Consider the following 19,788-nt stretch of genomic DNA (forward strand, 5'->3'; position numbering starts at 1 on the left):
AAACTTTATAATATGATGATCCTCATATACAAATGCCGCACGTTATAGTAAATTAATTAGTTGAGAACCATTAAGAATTGTAGATGTTTTAGAGATACTAGAGAGCCCAATAATTGGAGGAAACCCAGAATGCGCAAAACTAGAATTGTATGTACCATCGGTCCTTCCAGCGAGTCCTTGGACAAGTTAAAGCAATTGATTATGGCCGGCATGAACGTTGCACGTTTGAACTTCTCACACGGCGACTTTGAAGAGCACGGCAACCGTATTACGAATATCCGTCAAGCTTCCAAAGAATTGAACAAAACAGTAGCGATTCTCTTGGATACTAAAGGTCCTGAGATTCGTACAGGTAAATTGGCTGTAGAGCCGATTGAACTCGTTCAAGACGAATTCGTAACATTGACGACTGAAGAGATTCTTGGGGACAAAGACCGTATTTCGGTTACATATAACGAGCTGCCGCAAGATGTTGAAGTCGGTTCTACAATCTTGATCGACGATGGTTTGATCGGATTGACTGTTGTAGACGTACAAGGTACTGAAATTAAGTGCAAAATCGTCAACGGTGGTACAATTAAGAGCAAAAAAGGCGTTAACGTTCCTGGCGTAAGCATTTCCTTGCCAGGTATTACGGAGAAAGATGCTAGCGATATCCGTTTTGGTATTGAGCAAGGCGTTGATTTTATCGCGGCTTCATTCGTTCGTAAAGCAAGTGATGTGATGGAAATCCGTAAACTGCTTAAAGAGCACAACGGAGACAGCATCCAAATCATTTCTAAAATTGAAAACCAAGAAGGCGTTGACAACTTGGATGAAATTTTGGAAGTGTCTGACGGCCTGATGGTTGCCCGCGGTGACCTTGGTGTTGAGATTCCAGCTGAAGATGTACCATTGGCTCAAAAGCTGATGATTCAGAAGTGTAATCTTGCAGGCAAGCCGGTTGTCACAGCAACACAAATGCTGGATTCCATGCAGCGCAACCCACGTCCAACACGCGCAGAAGCAAGTGACGTGGCAAATGCAATTTTTGATGGCACAGACGCAATCATGTTGTCCGGCGAAACAGCTGCTGGTAAATATCCAGTAGAATCTGTATTGACGATGTCCCGTATCGCTGAGAAAGCAGAATCCGCATTGGAATACCGTGAGATTTTGACAAAACAAAGCATGAAACAACAGGTAACGGTAACGGACGCGATCAGCCAAGCTGTAGCCAACTCTGCACTCGACCTGGACGCAAAAGCTATCATTACATCTACGCAAACGGGTTATACAGCTCGTATGGTGTCCAAGTATCGCCCTAAAGCACCAATTATTGCAGTAACAGCATCTGAGCAAGTGATGCGCGCTATGGCATTGACTTGGGGCGTAGTGCCTGTTAAAGGCGAGCCAGCTACTAACACAGACGAAATGTTTGATGTTGCACTTAAAGGCGGCCTGCATACAGGTCTTGTAGCTGAAGGTGATCTTGTTGTAATTACGGCAGGTGTTCCAGTTGGATGCGCAGGCTCCACTAACCTGGTTAAAGTAACGCAGATCGGCACAAGCTGCAAATAGTCATTTTCCGCAAGGAAGCTAATAGGCTAATATATAGACACAAAAGCAATGGTTCATACCATTGCTTTTGTTGTATTCGGAAAGGGGAAATTAGGGTGTCAGAGCCTAAATTTGCTGCTTGTCCGTCAGCATTAACACCGTGGTATGGGCATATACTTCGAGTGCGTTATCAAGAAACGGATAGTATGCGTGTTGTTTTTCATGGCAATTATGTAACCTGGTTCGAAGTCGGACGTACAGAATGGATAAGATCATTAGGTATTAATTATAAGGCTTTGGAGACAGAAGGGCTGCTATTGCCAGTTACAGATCTGCAAGTGTCGTACAAGCAGCCTGCTGTGTATGATGATCAGGTTGCTGTATATACACGGCTGCAGGATTGCAGTCCGATTCGGATGTCATTCCAATCCGTAGTCTGCCGTGTGCAGCGGCCTCTCGCAGATGAACTCAGTGGTAACGGCTGGATCAGTGAACCAACGGGGGAACTGCTGGTTCAAGGGAGCACGACACATGCATGGGTGAACGAAGACTGGCATCTGACGAGATTTGACCGCGCTCAGCCCGACATATGGAAGCTGCTGCAGGAGTTGAGAGCTTTGCCGACAAGCAGCTAGTCTGTCTGATTAATTGTGCCGAAGGCGGGTTTGGAAAGGTGGAATGGACATGTTATGGTTGCTTGTTGTATTAACCGTTATACCGGCGCTTGAAATTTACGGATTTGTCCTGATGAGCGGTTGGGTTGGAGGCTGGAACACACTACTCTTAATACTGCTGACTGGGGTTATTGGTGCTGTAGTCGCCCGTTACGAAGGCAGACAGGTGCTGAAGGATGCGCAGCAGCAGATGCAGGCAGGACAAGTGCCAGGCCGCGTCATGATCGACGGATTGTGTATACTGGCAGGAGGCGTATTGCTTATAACGCCAGGCTTCTTTTCGGATATTATCGGCTTTACGCTTGTATTTCCGTTAACACGTCCCATCTATCGGCATTACTTGTTAAAATGGATTGAGAAGAAGATGAAAAACGGTGATATCATTACATTTCGCCGTTTCTAAGTGCAAATGGCTATTACAGCTCGAAGTGAAAAGAGGATTAGATTGTACTGCGTACAATCTAATCCTCTTTTTGGTCCCCATTTAGGCATGAAACAGGTAAAAAGCGTTGGGAGGTTGTCGTAATCGCCTTAGAAAACAGCTCATGTAGGCAACGCTGAAATTCGTAGCGCCATTTGCAGCAGCTGCACATACGCAGGATCAATTGCTAAGAATAGCTCATTGTAGACCATAAAAACTTACACATACAACAGGTACGATGACTATCGCCTGCCAGTCATCACATAATTTCTTAAATCGCGGAACACATTCGCACGGTAAATGGCGGAAATGAATACCAGAGAAACGGGGCCGATAATGATCCCGAGCACACCAAATAATTTTAACCCCATAAACATAGCGATGAGAGTGGCTAGGGGATCAAGGCCCACGCTAGAAGCAAGTACCTTGGGTTCCATAATCTGTCGTGCAACTAGGACGATGCCGTACAGGATAGAGAGACCAATCCCTGTTGACGAACTCCCCGTCAAGAAGCAATATGCAATCCAAGGCACCATGACAGCACCGACGCCAAGGTACGGCAGCAGATCAACGAAGCCGATCAAAAGACCGATCGTAACCGCATACTCAACTTGGATGATCAACAATCCGGTAATGACAACAACAGCGGTAATCGTGATAAGAATAAATTGCGCACGCAAGTAACCAAACAATGCTTTTTTTAAATCGGACCAAATAGTACGAATCGGCTTGCGGACACGTTCGGGTATGAGATCAGCAGCGATTACGATCCACCTCTTCCAATCCTTGCTAATAAAGAAGGCTGCTAATATGACCACAACAGAAATAGTCGCGATATTAGGCAGGCTGGATAAGAAGAGGACGATACCGTTTAGGAAACTACTGACCAAATAGGTAATTGTATCTGTAACGGTTTCCGTCGTTTTTTTGATGTTGCTGTTAATCGTATCTTGGATGTTTGGATTGTCCACATATAAGGAATTAATCGTTCGTATAAAGGATTGTACCTCTTCATTGTCCACCAGATTTATAAAAATAGACCGCCATACATCCAAATATTGTTGAATCGTCTGGGACAGCGTAATGATCTCTTTGACGATACGCGTCACGACAGCCGCTGCTACAGTGAGCATACCAGTAATAAATACCGTCAATGCAATTGTTACACTAAGCCAACGCGGAATGCGCAGCTTATCCGTCATGCCGTTGACGAGTGGGTTCAGCATCAGTGCAATAAGCCAAGCGAATAGAAACGGGTAGATAAGCGGAAGGATAAAATAACTGCCTGCTAAAGCAGCGACAATTAAAAATGTTACCCAGCCCCCACGCCAAATACGCATCAACACAGCGGCATCCACATCAAATCTCCTTTCCCATCGGGCATAGAATGAAGAAGGTTGTCTAGTTATTCATATGACAATCACACAGGGTGACAGAACTGGAGAAGCAAAGTTGGTACTAATTTGAGCTTCGGAAGACTGTTATGGTTATGTAACATCCCGACCCTGCATGCAGAGCCGCGCATGGCATTGTTGTTAGCGAAGAAGATATCTTTTGGTTTACAGAGAAGTGCAATCAGTTTGGATGACTGATGCTTACATGTTAATCTCTTCGTTTCGTATTCAGCATTTTAGCAGCCTCATTTATGCCGTTACATATTGCCAAACTGTTAGATTGTGCTATAATAATGTCGAATGGACGCCCATTCACGTCATGTACAATAGAAAAAGTTATAGGTAATGGAAGTTTGGTGCAAATCCAACACGGTCCCGCCACTGTAATAGATCGAATATTCGGTCTTAAGTCAGGTCGTTTGCCTAGTAACTTTGTCTGGCTAGTCATTTCGAGGCGAAAGTGACTAGTTTACAAGTCTAGTGACGATTGATGCCTCGCTAGGCTTTTTTACGTTGTAAGCAGGCTGCTGACACTGATGTTAGCAAGGCCAGGTGCTCGCCGCCGAACTTGTACAATGGAGTATAGCTTGTCAAGCGGGAGGTTCTTCAAGGCAGAAGAACAAGGTGCACAATGGTGTGCATGCCCCTTTTTTATACAAGATCACCTATATGCTATTGCGTAGCAGTTGAGATTCGGTTGACGAATATCGGTGTTACAGTGTACAGTTGAGATAGACAATTTAATGATTGCTGCACAATGGCGTGCACATGATAATACAAGCAAAGAGGCTTTTGAAGGGAACGTATCCCTTTGAAAGTCTCTTTTTTTGTTTCCAATAATTTCATGGAGGTGCCTTACATGGACAAAATTTCAATGAAAACGGACATCTATCTGGGACAAGGTGCACTGGATCGCCTGTCAGAGTGGAGAAATAGACGGATCTTCGTAGTCACAGATCCATTTATGGTGAAGTCGGGGATGATTAACCTGCTGTTCGAACGACTGCATGACAGCAACGAACAATACATTTTCAGCAACATTGTTCCAGATCCTCCCGTTGAGATTGTGACAGAAGGTGTGGAAGCGCTCGGCGCGTTTCAAGCGGACCTGATGATTGCAATTGGTGGTGGATCTGCTATAGATGCAGCTAAGGCAATGAAGCTGTTCGCCCACAAATTGCTGGATCAGCATGACATGCCATTTGTAGCCATTCCGACAACTAGCGGGACAGGCTCAGAGGTGACATCGTTCTCCGTCATCAGCGACAAAGAGAAAAATATTAAATATCCTTTGGTTTCCGATGACATGCTGCCGCAAGAAGCAATATTGGACCCAGAGCTGGTCAAAAGTGTGCCCGACTTCATCACCGCTGATACGGGCATGGATGTACTGACACATGCTATTGAAGCATATGTGTCTACAAAAGCAAACGACATTTCCGATGCATTGGCGGAAAAGGCGATCAAACTCGTATTGGCTTATTTGCCACGTGCTTATCAGGATGGCAACGATCTAGAGGCACGCGAGAAAATGCACAATGCCTCTTGCCTGGCAGGGATGGCGTTTAATATTACGTCGCTCGGGCTTAACCATGGAATTGCACATGTGGCCGGAGCGAAATTCAAGATTGCGCACGGACGCATGAATGCGCTGCTGCTGCCGCATGTCATTGCCTATAATGCAGACTACAAGCCGGGTTACGGTAAAGAAGAGAGCAACGCTGCAGCGGTTAGATACGCGGAAATCGCCAGCATATTGGGATTGACTGCACCACATGCCAAGAGCGGCGTGCGCAGTCTGATTCAAGCGATCAAGCAGTTGCAGAAGCAATTAAAAATGCCGCAGACACTACAAGAGTGCGGCGTGGAACGAGCAGCGCTGGAAGAGATGCGCGGGGCCATTGCAGAAGGCGCATTGCAAGACGGATGCACGGCCACTAACCCACGTGTACCTACTGCTGCTGACGTCGTTGAAATTTTGAACAAAATGTATCAATCATAAATTGGAATGAAGTTTCAGATGTAATGATATTGACAACGCTTGCAGGTTAAAATATAGTAAAAGTAACACAACGGCGTGTTGCATACAAATAAAAGCGAAGAGGCTTCTTAAAATTTCCGTGTGAACTTTTAAGGGGTCTTTATGTTTTTTTACAGCTATTTCAAGTGTCACTGACATGAGATGGGATGAGAGTATGGACCAACACAATGAGAAACAACGAGTTATTCAAGAATATGTGCCTGGTAAACAGGTTACGCTGGCTCATATTATCGCGAATCCGAATCCGGACATTTACAAGAAGCTCGGATTGGGAAGCGAGGCAAGAGATGCCATCGGCATTATGACCATTACGCCAAGTGAGGCTTCTATTATTGCGGCTGATATTGCAACGAAGGCGGCTGGCGTTCAGATTGGCTTTGTTGACCGATTCAGCGGATCTCTGGTTGTCACGGGGGATGTATCATCCGTCGAATCCGCAGTAAGTGAAGTCCTGCTGGGACTACAACATATTATTGGCTTCTCGGCTGCGAAGATTACGAGAACGTAGGAGAAGAAGCTGCGATGAAGAAAATTATTTTTGCCGGAAGCACAGGCTCAGGTAAGACAACACTGTGCCAGAAGCTGCACGGTCAGGCAATTGCTTATAAGAAGACACAGGCTGTCGAGAGCTTCGAGCAAGCGATCGATACGCCGGGGGAGTGCATCGAGAATCGTTATTTGTACAAGATGCTGCTTGTCTCTAGTGTCGATGCAGACGTGATTGGGCTTGTGCAAGATTGCACGAAGGAAGAAAGTTATTTCCCGCCCGCTTTTGCTACCGTTTTTGCCAAGCCGGTGATTGGAATTGTGACAAAAGTAGAACTGGCACAATCCCGTGATGAGGTGGCACAAGCGAGAGCACATTTACAGGCGGCGGGTGTAGAAGCGATTTTTGAAGTCTCAACGATAGAGGACATAGGCGTAGAGGCGCTTCAACATTATTTGGAAGCGTAATGACATCCTCCTAAGGGGCGTTCAAGAGACAAGCAAATACGGCAGACAACGAGGTGCGTGACACATGAATGGAAAAATTGTAATAGTCGACGATGAACCTATTACAAGGATGGATATTCGTGAGATGCTGGAAGAGGCGGGCTACAATGTTGTAGGCGAAGCTTCCGATGGCTTTGAGGCTATCGAATTATGTAAAAAGCATCTGCCCGACTTGGTGATCATGGATGTGCAAATGCCCATTCTAGATGGTCTAAAGGCGGGTAAACGAATCATTTCAGAACAGCTGGCGGGCGGGATTGTACTGCTGACCGCATTCAGCGACAAACAAACAATCGAAAAGGCATCCGCTGTCGGAGCGCTTGGTTATCTGGTGAAGCCGCTTGATGAGAAGTCGTTTATTCCTATGGTTGAAGTGACGATTGCCAAAGGCAGGGAAATACGCAAGCTTGAACAGAATTTGTCCAAGCTGACGCAGAAAATGGAAGAGCGCAAAGCGGTCGAAAAGGCTAAAGGAATCTTGATGAAGGAAAATGGCTGTACGGAAGAAGAAGCCTATCAGACCCTGCGAAAACTAAGTATGGACCGACGTTGTCCTATGATCGAAATCGCAACGACAATCGTCATTTCGTATGACTAATGTCAAAGCACAGATTGAACAGTTGTGTAATCGTCATACGGGCTTAACAGAGTCGGATATCGAACGAATCGTAAATATTGCGCAATCCTTTGAAATGTCAGAGGTGCAGGACGATGTATTTATCGATGTGTTGTCTAGTGTGGCTAGCGAGGCTATCGTAGTCTATCACCGCCGTCCAACAGAGGGGCAATCGTTGTACTTGCATCCAGTTACGGGGGAAAAAGCACTGCGTGAAAACGAACCGGGTGTCCTAAGGACGCTGGAGACAGGCATTATGTCTCAGGGGCTCGTTGCCAACACGCAGGAGAATCATCTGGTCAGACAAACCGTATATCCGATTAAGAACCAAGAGGGTGTCATTGCGGTCGTGATTTACGAGAAGGATGTTAGCGACAACATTCAAGCCCATTTCAAGGTGACGGGGACACCGTACGAAGATAGCGAGATGTCCTCGATGCTGACCGCGATGCTGCGCTTTAAGGACTCGATCATCAATCAGTTGGAGGATGCTGTTCTCGTATTCGACAGGCATGGATTTTTGAAGCTGAAAAATATAAAAGCAGATGTGTACTATCGGCAGCTTGGTTATTTGGAGGACATTCAAGGATTACATTATGACAATCTGTCGCTCGATCAGACCATGTTTGCTGAGGTAATGAGGCAGCATTCGGTTGCTCCAAGTTGTCCGTTGACGACAGATGTAAAGGCCGCAGACCGCTACTATCAGGTAAAACGGTTATTTATAGAAGAGCAAGATCTTTGTGTAGGTGTGATTCTGCATGATGTGACCGAGATCAAAGACAAGGAAGCAGAAATTGTATCCAAGTCGGTGGCCATTCGGGAAATTCATCATCGGGTAAAAAATAATTTGCAGACGGTAGCTTCTCTGCTCCGAATACAGGGGCGTCAATGCGAGAGTCCTGAAGCTAAAAAATGCTTAAATGACAGCGTCAGCCGTGTCCTTGCGATCGCGGCGACTCATGAGCTGTTATCCACCGAAATCGATGCACAGGTGGACCTGCTTGATGTAATACGACTTATAGCTGCGAACATTCAACGCTGTTTTGTTGACTGCCAAGCGGTAGATATCCAAATATCGGCCGCACAAAGTATCTGCTTGGACAGTGATCGTACGGTGGCAATTGCCCTTATTGTGAGCGAATTGCTTCATAATAGCTATGAACATGCGTTTGATGACTGTTCAGATGGAACGATAAAGGTAAGTGCGCATTTAGAAGGCGGCTTAGTCACAGTGGAGGTTGCTGATGACGGCATTGGATTTGCCGCTGATGAGGGTTCGCATAAAAGCTTAGGTTTATCGATTGTACGCAGTTACGTGAAGGAAAAGCTGAAAGGCAAGCTTGGGATTGTGTCCAACAGCAGCGGTACGGCAGTTACGTTTACATTTAAAAAATAAATCATCAGGCTACAAGGGTGTAGTCCTGTAAGCAACGAGGCTTAGAGTAAACCATGTCCCACATTTGGGGTGGTTATAACTTTAAGCCTTTTTGTGTTCATTTTGGTGTAAACAAACGATGGGGGATGAGAGTAGTGAACGAGCAGCTGCTAAGTGTAGGCATCGATATGGGAACGTCCACGACGCAACTCGTGCTGTCAAAGCTGCATATTCAGAATCTGGCTTCTGCTTTTTCGGTGCCGCGCTTAGTGATTGCGGAGAAAGAAGTGGTATATCGCAGTGATATTTGCTTCACACCCGTGCTGGCAGATAATCGGATCGATATGCAGCAAATCAAGACGTTTGTGGTAGAGCAGTATCAAAAAGCTGGTATTCAAAAGGAAGAGATTCAAACAGGAGCTGTCATCATTACTGGTGAGACGGCACGTAAGGATAACGCCAATGAAGTGCTGTTGTCGTTAAGCGGCTTTGCGGGAGATTTTGTGGTTGCTACCGCAGGTCCAGATCTGGAAAGCATTATTGCTGCTAAAGGAGCAGGCGCACACACCTACTCCAAAGATCATAACACCTCCATTGTCAACATCGACATTGGCGGAGGCACCAGCAATCTGGCGCTGTTTACGGATGGAGAGCTGCTGGATACGGGGTGTCTGGATATTGGAGGCCGCTTGATTAAGGTGGATCAGAGGACGCATGCCATTACGTATATTGCGCCGAAGATTAAGCAGTTGGCAGAACGCCGGGGGATCAATCTAGCATTGGGCATGGTTGTTACTCCGCTGGAGTTGGAGCCAATTATCGAAGAAATGGTCAAGCTGCTGGAAGAAAGCGTAGGGCTTCGTCAGCCAAGTGACTTCTATGACACGATTGTGACGAACAAAGGATTGAAGCTAGAGCGGACAATACCATGTATTTCCTTCTCTGGTGGAGTTGCCGATTACATTTACCAAGAAGCCTCTGGCGATGTGTTTCAGTATGGAGACATTGGGATTTTGCTTGGCAGGGCGATTGCCGCCTCTCCATTAACACAGCGGATGACAGTAGCGCGTTCAGCCGAAACGATCAGGGCAACCGTCGTGGGAGCCGGATCGCATACAACGGAGATTAGCGGAAGCACAATTACCTACACGGAAGAGAGCTTTCCGATCAAAAGCCTTCCCATTCTGAAGCTGACAGGGGCAGATGAATCTGGCAGCGATGAGGTGCTGGCACAGGCCATTGCCGATAAGTTGAATTGGTTCAAGTTAAACAACGATCTGCAGCGGGTTGCTATTGCGATCGAAGGGAAGAGCAGCCCGAGCTTCGAAGAGGTGCAGAAGTATGCCCGTGGACTGTATAAGGGCATGGCGGAGCTGTTGGAGCGGGAATATCCGCTCATCGTGATCGTTCACCACGATATGGCGAAGGTATTGGGGCAGTCGCTGTATGCTTTGCTTGACTATAAAAAAGATGTCGTTTGTATCGATAGCGTTCAGGTGGACAATGGTGACTACATTGACATTGGCAAGCCGATTGCGGGGGGCAAAGTGTTGCCCGTTGTAATTAAGACGCTAGTGTTTCATTAAATTGAGCTGGATTTGGAAGGAGGAGCTTTTATGATTTTGAAAACGAAATTGTTTGGCCGTGTGTATCAATTTAACACGCTGATGGAAGTAATGGCGAAAGCCAATGAAGAAAAATCGGGGGATATGCTAGCTGGTCTTGGGGCGACTTCCTCAGAAGAACGAGTAGCCGCCAAGGTGGTGCTGTCCCAGATAAAAATGTCGGATTTGCGCAACAATCCTGCGGTTCCTTATGAACTGGATGAGGTTACTCGTATTATTCAGGATCAGGTAAATGAACGTATATATAGTGAAATTCAGAACTGGACGGTAGAAGAGCTGCGGGAATGGATTCTGAATGAAAATACAACAGAGTCGGACATCAAGCGTGTATCTCGTGGGTTGACAGCAGAGATGGTAGCTGCGGTTTGCAAGATCATGTCCAATCTCGATTTGATGTATGGGGCAAAGAAAATCCGGATTACAGCCAGCGCAAATACGACGATTGGTCGTGCAGGTACGTTGTCTGCACGCTTGCAGCCGAATCATCCAACCGATGATCCTGATGGGATTATGGCTTCGTTGATGGAAGGACTGACCTTTGGCATCGGGGACGCGGTGCTGGGGCTTAATCCGGTGGACGACTCTGTAGAAAGCGTAACTCGTGTGCTGAAGCGCTTTGAGGAATTCCGTCAGAAGTGGGAGATTCCGACGCAAACGTGCGTGTTGGCCCATGTAACGACACAGATGGAAGCCGTCAAGCGCGGCGCGCCGACAGGTCTGATCTTCCAATCCATTGCCGGCTCGCAAAAAGGCAACGCGGCGTTTGGCTTTGATGCGGCAACCATTGAGGAAGCGCAGGATCTGGTACTTCGTCAAGGACAGGTTGCGGGACCTAACGTAATGTACTTCGAGACGGGACAAGGTTCGGAGCTGTCATCGGAAGCGCACCATGGCATCGACCAAGTGACGATGGAAGCTCGCTGCTATGGTTTTGCAAAGAAATATAATCCGTTTCTCGTAAACACGGTAGTTGGCTTTATCGGTCCTGAGTATTTGTACGATGCAAAGCAGGTTATTCGCGCGGGACTGGAAGATCACTTTATGGGTAAGCTGACAGGCATTTCGATGGGCTGTGACGCTTGTTATACAAACCACATGAAGGCTGACCAGAACGATCTTGAGAATTTGGCGGTACTGTTGTCTACGGCAGGCTGCAACTTCTTTATGGGTATTCCGCATGGCGATGATGTCATGCTCAATTATCAGACGACTGGGTATCATGAGACCGCTACTCTGCGTGAACTCCTTGGTTTGCGCCCGATCCGTGAGTTTGAACAATGGATGGAGAAAATGGGCTTCATCGAGAATGGAAAGCTGACTAAAAAAGCCGGCGACGCGTCTGTATTTCTGAAATAAGGAAGGGAGGTAGCTAACATGAACGAAAAAGACCTGAAATCCATGATTGAATCGATTTTGAATGAAATGGTAGGAGGCGCGCCAGGGGAGAAGCAAGCAGCGACTGCTACGACAGCTGCTCCACAAGCGTTGAAGCCAGAAGCAGAATTGGCAGGACTTATGCAGGCGAGCATGCCGGTGGAAGCGCAAGAACAAGGAAAAGCGCACCATGAAGTAGGTCAGACGCAAGGACACGAATCGCTGTCTGAAGACAACGATGAATGTTTGGATGATATTACGGAAATAGACCTTCGCAAGCTGCTGCTCGTTCCCGAACCTGCAGATCGTGAAGGCTACATGAAAATGAAAGAAAAAACACCAGCTCGACTTGGCGTGTGGCGTGCAGGCCCACGTTACAAGACGATTACGTCGTTGAGATTCCGTGCTGACCATGCTGCTGCACAGGATGCCGTTTTCTCCTACGTGTCTGAAGCGTTCGTGAAGGAAATGAACATGGTTGCGGTGGAGACGATGTGCCGGGACAAGGATGAATATATTACACGGCCAGACTTAGGTCGCCAATTCTCCCCTGAGACGGTTGAACAGATCAAGAAGCATACGACCAAGCAAGCTAAAGTACAGCTGATGGTTGGAGACGGTTTGAGCTCGGCAGCAATTGAGGCTAATTTGCGCGACATCGTGCCAGCTATTACGCAAGGTCTCAAAATGTACGGCTTTGATGTTGGCAACATTTTGTTTGTGAAGCATTGTCGTGTTCCTTCCATGGATGTGATCGGGGATGTTACCGAGGCGGATGTGATTTGCTTGCTGGTTGGTGAGCGTCCGGGACTGGTTACGGCAGAATCAATGAGTGCATACATCGCCTATAAGCCAACTGTTGGGATGCCAGAGGCAAGACGTACCGTGATCTCAAACATTCACTCAGGTGGAACGCCTGCTGTGGAAGCGGGAGCGCATATTGCTGAATTAATTAAGACGATGATCGATCGCAAAGCATCGGGTATTGACTTGAAATTATAGAAAATGGCAAGGAGGCTCCATATGAGAAACGAACAGATTCGTGCAACAGTATTGGGCATGAAAATGATATCGAACGTCAGTCAGGACCTGGCAAGCCGACTGGAGTTGAAGCCGCATCATAAGAGCTTGGGAATCATCACCGCTGACATTGATGATGTCACTTATGCGGCACTTGATGAAGCAACCAAAGCAGCTGCAGTAGATGTGGTATACGCTAAAAGTATGTACGCCGGTTCTGCTAATGCTTCGACCAAGCTCGCGGGTGAAGTGATCGGCATTATGGCTGGGCCAAGTCCCGAGGAAGTGCGCAGCGGCTTAAATGCGGTTGTGAATTTTATTGAGAGCGGTGCCCACTTTGTCAGTGCCAATGAGGATAACAGCATTACGTATTTCGCACACTGCGTTTCCCGTACAGGAACGTATTTGTCCCAGACAGCCAACATTCAAGAGGGGGAATCGCTCGCTTATTTGATCGCTCCGCCTCTAGAAGCAATGTATGCGCTGGATGCGGCGTTAAAAGCCGCAGATGTGACCATCGCAGCCTTTTTCGGTCCGCCATCTGAAACAAACTTTGGCGGTGCGCTGCTGACGGGCAGTCAGTCCGCCTGCAAAGCTGCATGTGATGCATTTGCGGATGCAGTCCAAATCGTCGCTGACAATCCGACAGGTTACTAAGGCAGCCGGTGATGAGAAATAGCGCACTAGGGCTGGTAGAGGTAAAAGGCTATCTGGGAGCCGTTGCCGCTGCTGACGCTGCCTTAAAGGCTGCAAGTGTTACTTGTATCGGTGTAGAGGTCATTAAGGGCGGATTGGCAACTGTCAAGCTCAGCGGTGATGTGGGAGCTGTGCAGGCTGCCGTGGAAGCGGGAGCGGAGACGGCGGCACAATTAAATGTGCTGCTCACCCGTCATGTGATTGCAAGATTACATGAAGAGACCGCTGCTAAAATGGTGAGTCCAACCGATGCTGATGAAGGTTCAGCGGAGGTGGACGCCGCCGAGGGAGTCATCCTCGGGGGAAAGGCTGAATCCGAGCGTTCTGCAGCATCTGTTGCAGCAGAACGTGCCATTGCAGCCGCAGTAACGGATGGGGCGCATGCAGCCGCACCGCTAGGCGAGGAGGCACCTTCTGCCTCGATCAGCATAGAAGCCGCAACAGGGAGTGAAGCGGCGGGTGTGGTAAAGCCGGACACGTGTGTAGTCAACCAGCCCGATAGGCTGACTGATAGCAGGTCCGTTCAGCAGGCTCCAGCAGTAAATGCTGCTGTACAGGCCGCTACTCTACAGTCTGTGAAGCAGACAAAGAATGGTAAGAGCAATAAAGCCGCGAGCAGCAGCATGAACAATAAAAGTACAGGCATCAGCAATAGCAACAGCGGAACGAACAGTATCAATAGCGATAGTAGTCAAAGTATTACCAACAGTACTAGCAGCCAGAGCATAACAAAGAATACCGCCAGCGCGAGCAGTCACAGTATGACAAGCAGTACCGCCAGCTCGAACAGTATCGCCAGCACGGCTAACATGAGCAGTGCGAAAAACTCGAACAGCACAAAAAGTTCAAGCAGCACGAACAGTGCTAAACGAACAAAAGGTAACAACAAAGTCAGTTCTTAAAAATGGATAGAGAGAAGGAGTATTGATGGAGACATTGGATAAAGACCTGAGATCCATTCAAGAAGTCCGCAATCTGGTCAAGCAAGCCAAAGAGGCGCAAGCTAAGCTGGCCGTCATGACACAAGAAGAGATAGACGCAATCGTCAAAGCAATCGCAGATGCGGGTTATACGCATCGCGAGAAGCTGGCGAAAATGGCCAATGAGGAAACGGGCTTTGGCCGCTGGCAGGACAAGATTGTCAAAAATGCATTTGCTTCCAAGCATGTGTATGAGTCAATCAAGGATATGAAGACAGTTGGTATTCTAAAGGATGACCAAGCTCATAAGGTCATGGAGGTAGCAGTGCCTGTCGGTGTTGTAGCTGGCTTGATCCCGTCAACCAACCCGACTTCTACTGTGATCTATAAAACGCTGATCGCGCTCAAGGCTGGAAACAGCATTGTGTTCTCCCCGCATCCGAATGCACTTAAGAGCATTCTGGAAACTGTGAGAATTATAAATGAAGCGGCCCTGCAGGCAGGTTGTCCGGAAGGTGCCATTGCGGTTATGACGGTTCCGACGATTCAAGGAACCGACCAGCTGATGAAGCATAATGATGTGGCTTTAATACTGGCTACAGGCGGAACGGCGATGGTTAAGGCCGCTTATTCATCCGGTACACCAGCGATCGGTGTCGGCCCAGGCAATGGCCCGGCATTCATCGAGCAAAGCGCCAATATTCCGCTTGCGGTCAAACGTATTCTCGATTCGAAGACGTTTGACAATGGCACGATCTGCGCGTCAGAGCAATCCGTTGTTGTTGAGGCGTGCAGCAAAGAAGCGGTTGTAGCAGAGTTCAAGAAGCAGGGAGCTTATTTCCTTTCTGCCGAAGAAGCTGCACAGCTCGGCCGCTTCATTATGCGGGCCAACGGCACGATGAATCCGCAAATCGTCGGTCGCAGCGTAGATCACATCGCCAAGCTGGCGAACCTGCAAGTTCCAGCTGGAACGCGTGTGCTGATTGCTGAAGAAACGCGTGTTGGGCACAATGTGCCGTATTCACGCGAGAAGTTGGCACCGATTCTGGCCTTCTATACAGAAGAGAACTGGGAAGCGGCGTGTGCACGCTGCATCGAGATCTTGAACGGCGAAGGTGCTGGTCATACGATGATCATTCATTCAGAGAATGAAAATATCGTGCGCCAGTTCGCCTTGAAGAAGCCGGTATCCCGATTGCTAGTCAACACGGCTGGAGCACTTGGCGGCATCGGTGCAACGACAGCACTTGCTCCGGCACTAACGCTGGGCTGCGGTGCCGTTGGCGGCAGCTCAACTTCCGACAACATCAGCCCGCTGAATTTGCTTAACATTCGCAGAATGGCATACGGGTTGAGAGAATTGGAAGATTTGACAGAAAAACAGCCGACCGCGCAACCTGAACTGGCAAACTTGAACATCAACGATAAAGAACAGTTGATCAGCATGATTGTGACACGTATTTTAGCGGAGATGTAAGTTGAATGATTGGAAATTGCTCGCGATAGCAGCACAATTCAAACGGGCTTCATACTTTACGGTTATTCACTAAATTTAACATATACCTAGGAGGAATTTTAAAATGGCAAACGCAAACGCATTGGGAATGGTTGAAACAAAAGGTCTGGTTGGTGCAATTGAAGCAGCAGATGCAATGGTAAAAGCAGCAAACGTAACTTTGATTGGCAAAGAACAAATCGGTGCAGGTCTTGTAACGGTAATGGTTCGCGGGGATGTAGGCGCGGTTAAAGCAGCTACAGATGCAGGAGCAGCAGCGGCAGAGCGTGTCGGCGAATTGCTGTCCGTACATGTGATTCCAAGACCACATTCGGAAGTAGACGCTATTTTGCCAAAGACTAAAATCGTTGAATAAGACGAATTCCGGACAAGCCAAATAGATCAGGAGTGTGGAAGGGTGTGGAGCAGTCTGCATCCTTCCCCTACCTGTCGCGGCCCTAACGCCAGCGGCTCAGAAGACCGCGAGTAAAAGGATGTGAGAACATGGCTGTGATTACGGAAAGCGAGCTGCGCAAGCACTTTCGAAATCAAAATATGAAAGAGATTGCGGTATACGAGGCAGCGGCAGGAACCATTCTGACCCCTTCGGCAAAGAGCTTTTTAACCGATCATCAGATTGAGCTTCGTTATGTGCGGGTTCCCGAGAACACAACTGAAGTTGCTGTCACGGAACCAGCAAAAGAAGTAAAGCTTCAAATCACCAAAAATTTAGACGTTGAGCCGGCAACAGAAGGAAAAAAGCGTTTTCGTACGTTGTATGGCGGGTTTTTGGAAACAAAGCCAGAGCACATGACTCATTTATACGGCAACATGCTTGTATTTAAAGACCATCCTCGGATCTTATTCCGCGGCAAGCTCGATTCATTGGAAACAAAACTATTAGAGGCACAAATCAGCTGTCATAAGTTAAATATGACCAAATTGGTTGAAGACTTGGAAGAAATATTGCAATTTGTAAGGAAAATCGTACGTTGTGAAGTGTTAAGCGAAAGTATAGAAGAGTTTCACTTGCTTGGGATGACCCCTAAGGAGCTGCGCGAGCAGTCCCATTTTCCCAAGAAGTATTTTGGATTGGAACATTTTCAACCCAGCTATGATATGGGCGAAGCGGTTGTTGTCATAAATGCGTTGCGCACCATGACGCGGGAGACGGAGCTACTGGCTTATCAGGCCTTTAAGCAGGAACACGGAAGCGCGGAGCGAGAGGATATTATCCGCACGTTGAATCGGCTGTCTTCGTTGTTCTGGATTATTATGTTTCGTATTCGCGTAGGACAGTACAATTCATGAGGTGAGAATGATGGATAATGAACTGGTAGCAAGTATCATTAATGAAGTAGTCAAACGTGTACAGGAAGAAAGCTGCATTGAGATCGAAGCCTCAGGCAAGCATGTTCATTTGGACAGAGCGACGATTGATGCTTTGTTTGGAGAAGGTTATCAACTAACTAAGGCACGCGATCTGTCGCAGCCAGGGCAGTATGCTTGCAAGGAGCGTGTGACGCTGATCGGTCCGAAAGGTACGCTGCATAACGTTGTCGTGCTTGGACCCGAACGTAAGGAATCGCAGGTAGAAGTCTCACAGACAGACGCCGTTGTGCTGGGCGTGCAAGTGCCAGTAAGTGAAAGCGGCAAGCTTGAAGGGACGCCAGGAATCATAATAGCATCGGGCAGCAGCATGATTAGACTGAAGCGAGGCTTAATTGCTGCTCAGCGTCATATTCATGTGAAGGCAGCAGATGCTGAGAAATATAATGTGACTAATGGTGAGATTGTCCAAGTCAAAGTGTATGGCAAACGGCCGCTCATTTTTGATGATGTGCTGGTACGCGTAAGCGCCAATTATGAGACGTACATGCATATTGATTATGACGAAGCGAATGCTTGTGGTTTTGTGAAAGGTACGAAGGGCAAGATCGTCAAGAAGAGCATCTAGGTTTAGGAGTGTGAAAAGATGAACATAGAAGCTCAAGAACGTGCGGCACTTATCCAGGCGGTGACGGCGGAGGTTCTAAAGCGATTGGCACATGTGCCAGCGGATGAACCTTCAGTGCAGAAGCGACGCATCGTCGTTATGTCCGAAGAGACGATGCCTGCGCTGGAACTTGGCTTGAACTTGAATGCAATGGACGAACTGTGTTACTACGAGGAGTCGATGAGAGACTGTGATCTGCTTGTCATCCCGCAGTTGTGTCTCCAACTACTATCCAATCTTGCTCAAGGCATTAGCGCAGGTTCGCGTGAACGCTTCGTGCTGACGATGCTGCTAAAGGGCAAACAAGTAGTGGCTTTGGAAGAAGGACTGATGTACCGCAAATACAAGTCAACTGCACCGGTTCTCTTATATAAGCTGTACGACGGATGGGTGGACAAGCTCTCCAGCTATGGTGTTCGCTTCGTTCGTGAGGCAGACTTGGAACAGATTGTTCTTGCACATGGACAGGTAATAGAAGTGCAGGATGTTCAAAAAGTCGAAGGAATGCAAGCTGCCAAACAAGCAGTACATCCCCTGCAAGCTGGAGCAAGCCCAACTGAAGCTGCTAGGATGCAAGCTGAACAGCGTCTTCTTCCGGAAGTAATATCTTGTAAAGTGATTACGGAAGCGGAAGTGAAAAAATGCCGTCTTCAAAATCGGAATGAAATTGTTATCGGTCAGAACAGTATCATTACACCGCTAGCACAGGATTATTTACGCATGCAGCAGATGCAGGTACACAGAAGATAACGGTGAGGTGAGCTTATGATCGTAGGAAAAGTGGTGGGCAGCATGTGGGCTACCCGCAAAGACAATAAGCTGAATGGACTGACCTTCCTGATGGTGCAGCCGCTTGCGTATGATGAACTGCCGGATCAGCGCGACATATTTGTGGCTGCCGACAATGCAGGGGCAGGCATTGGCGACACCGTGCTGGTGACGACAGGAAGTTCAGCCCGAGCTTCGCTCACTAATGGGGATGTGCCTGTTGATGCGGTTATCGTAGGTATCGTTGATTCTATTGAGGTCGCTCATGAGTAGTGCGATCGGTGTGATCGAGCTGCGCAGTATAAGTAAAGGTTACGAGACAGCTGATCATATGCTGAAGACTTCACCGGTAACGATTCACCATCTTAAGCCTATCTGCCCGGGAAAGTTTCTTATCATTATGAGTGGCGACACCGCGGATGTACAGGTTGCAATGGACGCTGCAATAGCGGAAGCAGGGGAATACCGCATCAGTGACTTTACGCTGCATGGTGTTCATCCAGATGTTGTAGAGGGATTGAAACGGCGCTACTCTTCACATCCCGTAGATGCTGTTGGAATTGTGGAAACGTCTACAGTATCTTCTGGCATGTACGCGCTTAATGAAGCATTAAAGCAGTGTCATATCCATGTGAAAAAAATGAACCTTGGCATGGCGATTGGTGGCAAGTTCCTCGCTGTGTTTACGGGAAGTGTCAGCGACGTGGAGCAGGGCATGAAGGTGTTTGTGTCCTCCATGGAGCAGAAGCGAATCGTTCACCATGCCGTGCTGCGTTCCCCGACGGAGGAAATCAAACAACATTTCCGCTGAGAGGTAGTTCAAAACGGATAGGATTTG

21 protein-coding genes and 1 riboswitch are annotated in these 19,788 nt (G+C 47.7%); of the genes, 20 read left to right on the top strand and 1 reads right to left on the bottom strand.

What is annotated here, in order from left to right:
* Window positions 1-129 precede the first annotated feature (129 nt).
* The 3 genes from pyk (at window position 130) to QP775_RS15720 (ending at window position 2,616) form a co-directional block, all read left to right on the top strand.
* Window positions 130-1,560: a pyruvate kinase gene (gene pyk, locus QP775_RS15710; RefSeq protein WP_239326289.1), complete on the top strand. Its 1,431-nt coding sequence runs from the start codon at window positions 130-132 to the stop codon at window positions 1,558-1,560.
* A gap of 95 nt (window positions 1,561-1,655) precedes the next feature.
* Window positions 1,656-2,174 (top strand): acyl-CoA thioesterase, encoded by a 519-nt coding sequence (locus tag QP775_RS15715; RefSeq protein WP_285107422.1) that lies wholly within the window; start codon window positions 1,656-1,658, stop codon window positions 2,172-2,174.
* A gap of 49 nt (window positions 2,175-2,223) precedes the next feature.
* Window positions 2,224-2,616, top strand: coding sequence for an FxsA family protein (locus QP775_RS15720; protein ID WP_483312021.1), 393 nt, complete (start codon window positions 2,224-2,226; stop codon window positions 2,614-2,616).
* Window positions 2,617-2,876: 260 nt separating this feature from the next.
* Here QP775_RS15720 and ytvI read toward each other — a convergent pair whose 3' ends face one another.
* Window positions 2,877-3,992 carry a sporulation integral membrane protein YtvI gene (gene ytvI, locus QP775_RS15725; protein WP_285107426.1) on the bottom strand — a complete coding sequence of 372 codons (1,116 nt, stop codon included), beginning with the start codon at window positions 3,990-3,992 and terminating at the stop codon, window positions 2,877-2,879.
* 357 nt (window positions 3,993-4,349) lie between these two features.
* Window positions 4,350-4,501: riboswitch (adenosylcobalamin (AdoCbl) riboswitch) on the top strand.
* Between the two features lie 386 nt (window positions 4,502-4,887).
* Here ytvI and QP775_RS15730 point away from each other — a divergent pair.
* From QP775_RS15730 to QP775_RS15810, 17 genes are all read left to right on the top strand, one after another.
* Complete coding sequence (locus QP775_RS15730) at window positions 4,888-6,030, top strand: 1-propanol dehydrogenase PduQ (protein WP_285107428.1); 1,143 nt, start codon at window positions 4,888-4,890, stop codon at window positions 6,028-6,030.
* A gap of 193 nt (window positions 6,031-6,223) precedes the next feature.
* On the top strand, window positions 6,224-6,577 hold the full coding sequence (locus tag QP775_RS15735; protein ID WP_285107944.1) for a BMC domain-containing protein: 354 nt from the start codon (window positions 6,224-6,226) through the stop codon (window positions 6,575-6,577).
* A 14-nt stretch (window positions 6,578-6,591) separates the two neighbouring features.
* The gene (locus QP775_RS15740; protein ID WP_239326301.1) at window positions 6,592-7,023 is read left to right on the top strand and encodes a EutP/PduV family microcompartment system protein; all 432 of its coding nucleotides are present in this window, start codon (window positions 6,592-6,594) and stop codon (window positions 7,021-7,023) included.
* Between the two features lie 64 nt (window positions 7,024-7,087).
* Window positions 7,088-7,660, top strand: coding sequence for an ANTAR domain-containing response regulator (locus QP775_RS15745; protein WP_239326303.1), 573 nt, complete (start codon window positions 7,088-7,090; stop codon window positions 7,658-7,660).
* Window positions 7,653-9,077: a sensor histidine kinase gene (locus QP775_RS15750; RefSeq protein WP_239326305.1), complete on the top strand. Its 1,425-nt coding sequence runs from the start codon at window positions 7,653-7,655 to the stop codon at window positions 9,075-9,077. Before QP775_RS15745 ends, QP775_RS15750 begins: the two co-directional genes overlap by 8 nt.
* Before the next feature lie 134 nt (window positions 9,078-9,211).
* Window positions 9,212-10,642, top strand: coding sequence for an ethanolamine ammonia-lyase reactivating factor EutA (eutA, locus tag QP775_RS15755; protein ID WP_285107946.1), 1,431 nt, complete (start codon window positions 9,212-9,214; stop codon window positions 10,640-10,642).
* Window positions 10,643-10,672: 30 nt separating this feature from the next.
* Window positions 10,673-12,037 carry an ethanolamine ammonia-lyase subunit EutB gene (locus QP775_RS15760; RefSeq protein WP_285107431.1) on the top strand — a complete coding sequence of 455 codons (1,365 nt, stop codon included), beginning with the start codon at window positions 10,673-10,675 and terminating at the stop codon, window positions 12,035-12,037.
* An 18-nt stretch (window positions 12,038-12,055) separates the two neighbouring features.
* Complete coding sequence (gene eutC, locus QP775_RS15765) at window positions 12,056-13,057, top strand: ethanolamine ammonia-lyase subunit EutC (protein WP_285107433.1); 1,002 nt, start codon at window positions 12,056-12,058, stop codon at window positions 13,055-13,057.
* A gap of 21 nt (window positions 13,058-13,078) precedes the next feature.
* A complete protein-coding gene (eutL, locus tag QP775_RS15770) occupies window positions 13,079-13,732 on the top strand; it encodes an ethanolamine utilization microcompartment protein EutL (protein WP_239326311.1) in 654 nt (217 codons plus the stop codon).
* Window positions 13,733-13,743: 11 nt separating this feature from the next.
* Window positions 13,744-14,673 carry a BMC domain-containing protein gene (locus QP775_RS25875; protein WP_285107436.1) on the top strand — a complete coding sequence of 310 codons (930 nt, stop codon included), beginning with the start codon at window positions 13,744-13,746 and terminating at the stop codon, window positions 14,671-14,673.
* A 25-nt stretch (window positions 14,674-14,698) separates the two neighbouring features.
* Window positions 14,699-16,168 (top strand): acetaldehyde dehydrogenase (acetylating), encoded by a 1,470-nt coding sequence (locus QP775_RS15780; protein WP_285107438.1) that lies wholly within the window; start codon window positions 14,699-14,701, stop codon window positions 16,166-16,168.
* A gap of 103 nt (window positions 16,169-16,271) precedes the next feature.
* Window positions 16,272-16,562 carry a BMC domain-containing protein gene (locus QP775_RS15785; RefSeq protein ID WP_021252529.1) on the top strand — a complete coding sequence of 97 codons (291 nt, stop codon included), beginning with the start codon at window positions 16,272-16,274 and terminating at the stop codon, window positions 16,560-16,562.
* A gap of 128 nt (window positions 16,563-16,690) precedes the next feature.
* Window positions 16,691-17,497 carry a cobalamin adenosyltransferase gene (locus QP775_RS15790; RefSeq protein WP_285107444.1) on the top strand — a complete coding sequence of 269 codons (807 nt, stop codon included), beginning with the start codon at window positions 16,691-16,693 and terminating at the stop codon, window positions 17,495-17,497.
* A gap of 10 nt (window positions 17,498-17,507) precedes the next feature.
* Entirely contained in the window at window positions 17,508-18,143 is a 636-nt protein-coding gene (gene eutD, locus QP775_RS15795; protein WP_285107446.1) for an ethanolamine utilization phosphate acetyltransferase EutD, read from the top strand.
* Window positions 18,144-18,161: 18 nt separating this feature from the next.
* On the top strand, window positions 18,162-18,932 hold the full coding sequence (locus tag QP775_RS15800; protein ID WP_285107448.1) for an ethanolamine utilization protein: 771 nt from the start codon (window positions 18,162-18,164) through the stop codon (window positions 18,930-18,932).
* Window positions 18,933-18,947: 15 nt separating this feature from the next.
* Window positions 18,948-19,223, top strand: a complete 276-nt coding sequence (locus tag QP775_RS15805; RefSeq protein ID WP_239326323.1) for a EutN/CcmL family microcompartment protein — start codon at window positions 18,948-18,950, stop codon at window positions 19,221-19,223.
* Window positions 19,216-19,761, top strand: coding sequence for a BMC domain-containing protein (locus QP775_RS15810; RefSeq protein ID WP_239326325.1), 546 nt, complete (start codon window positions 19,216-19,218; stop codon window positions 19,759-19,761). Before QP775_RS15805 ends, QP775_RS15810 begins: the two co-directional genes overlap by 8 nt.
* Window positions 19,762-19,788 lie beyond the last annotated feature (27 nt).

It is taken from the genome of Paenibacillus sp. UMB4589-SE434, from assembly GCF_030226685.1.
Lineage (GTDB): Bacteria > Bacillota > Bacilli > Paenibacillales > Paenibacillaceae > Paenibacillus_B.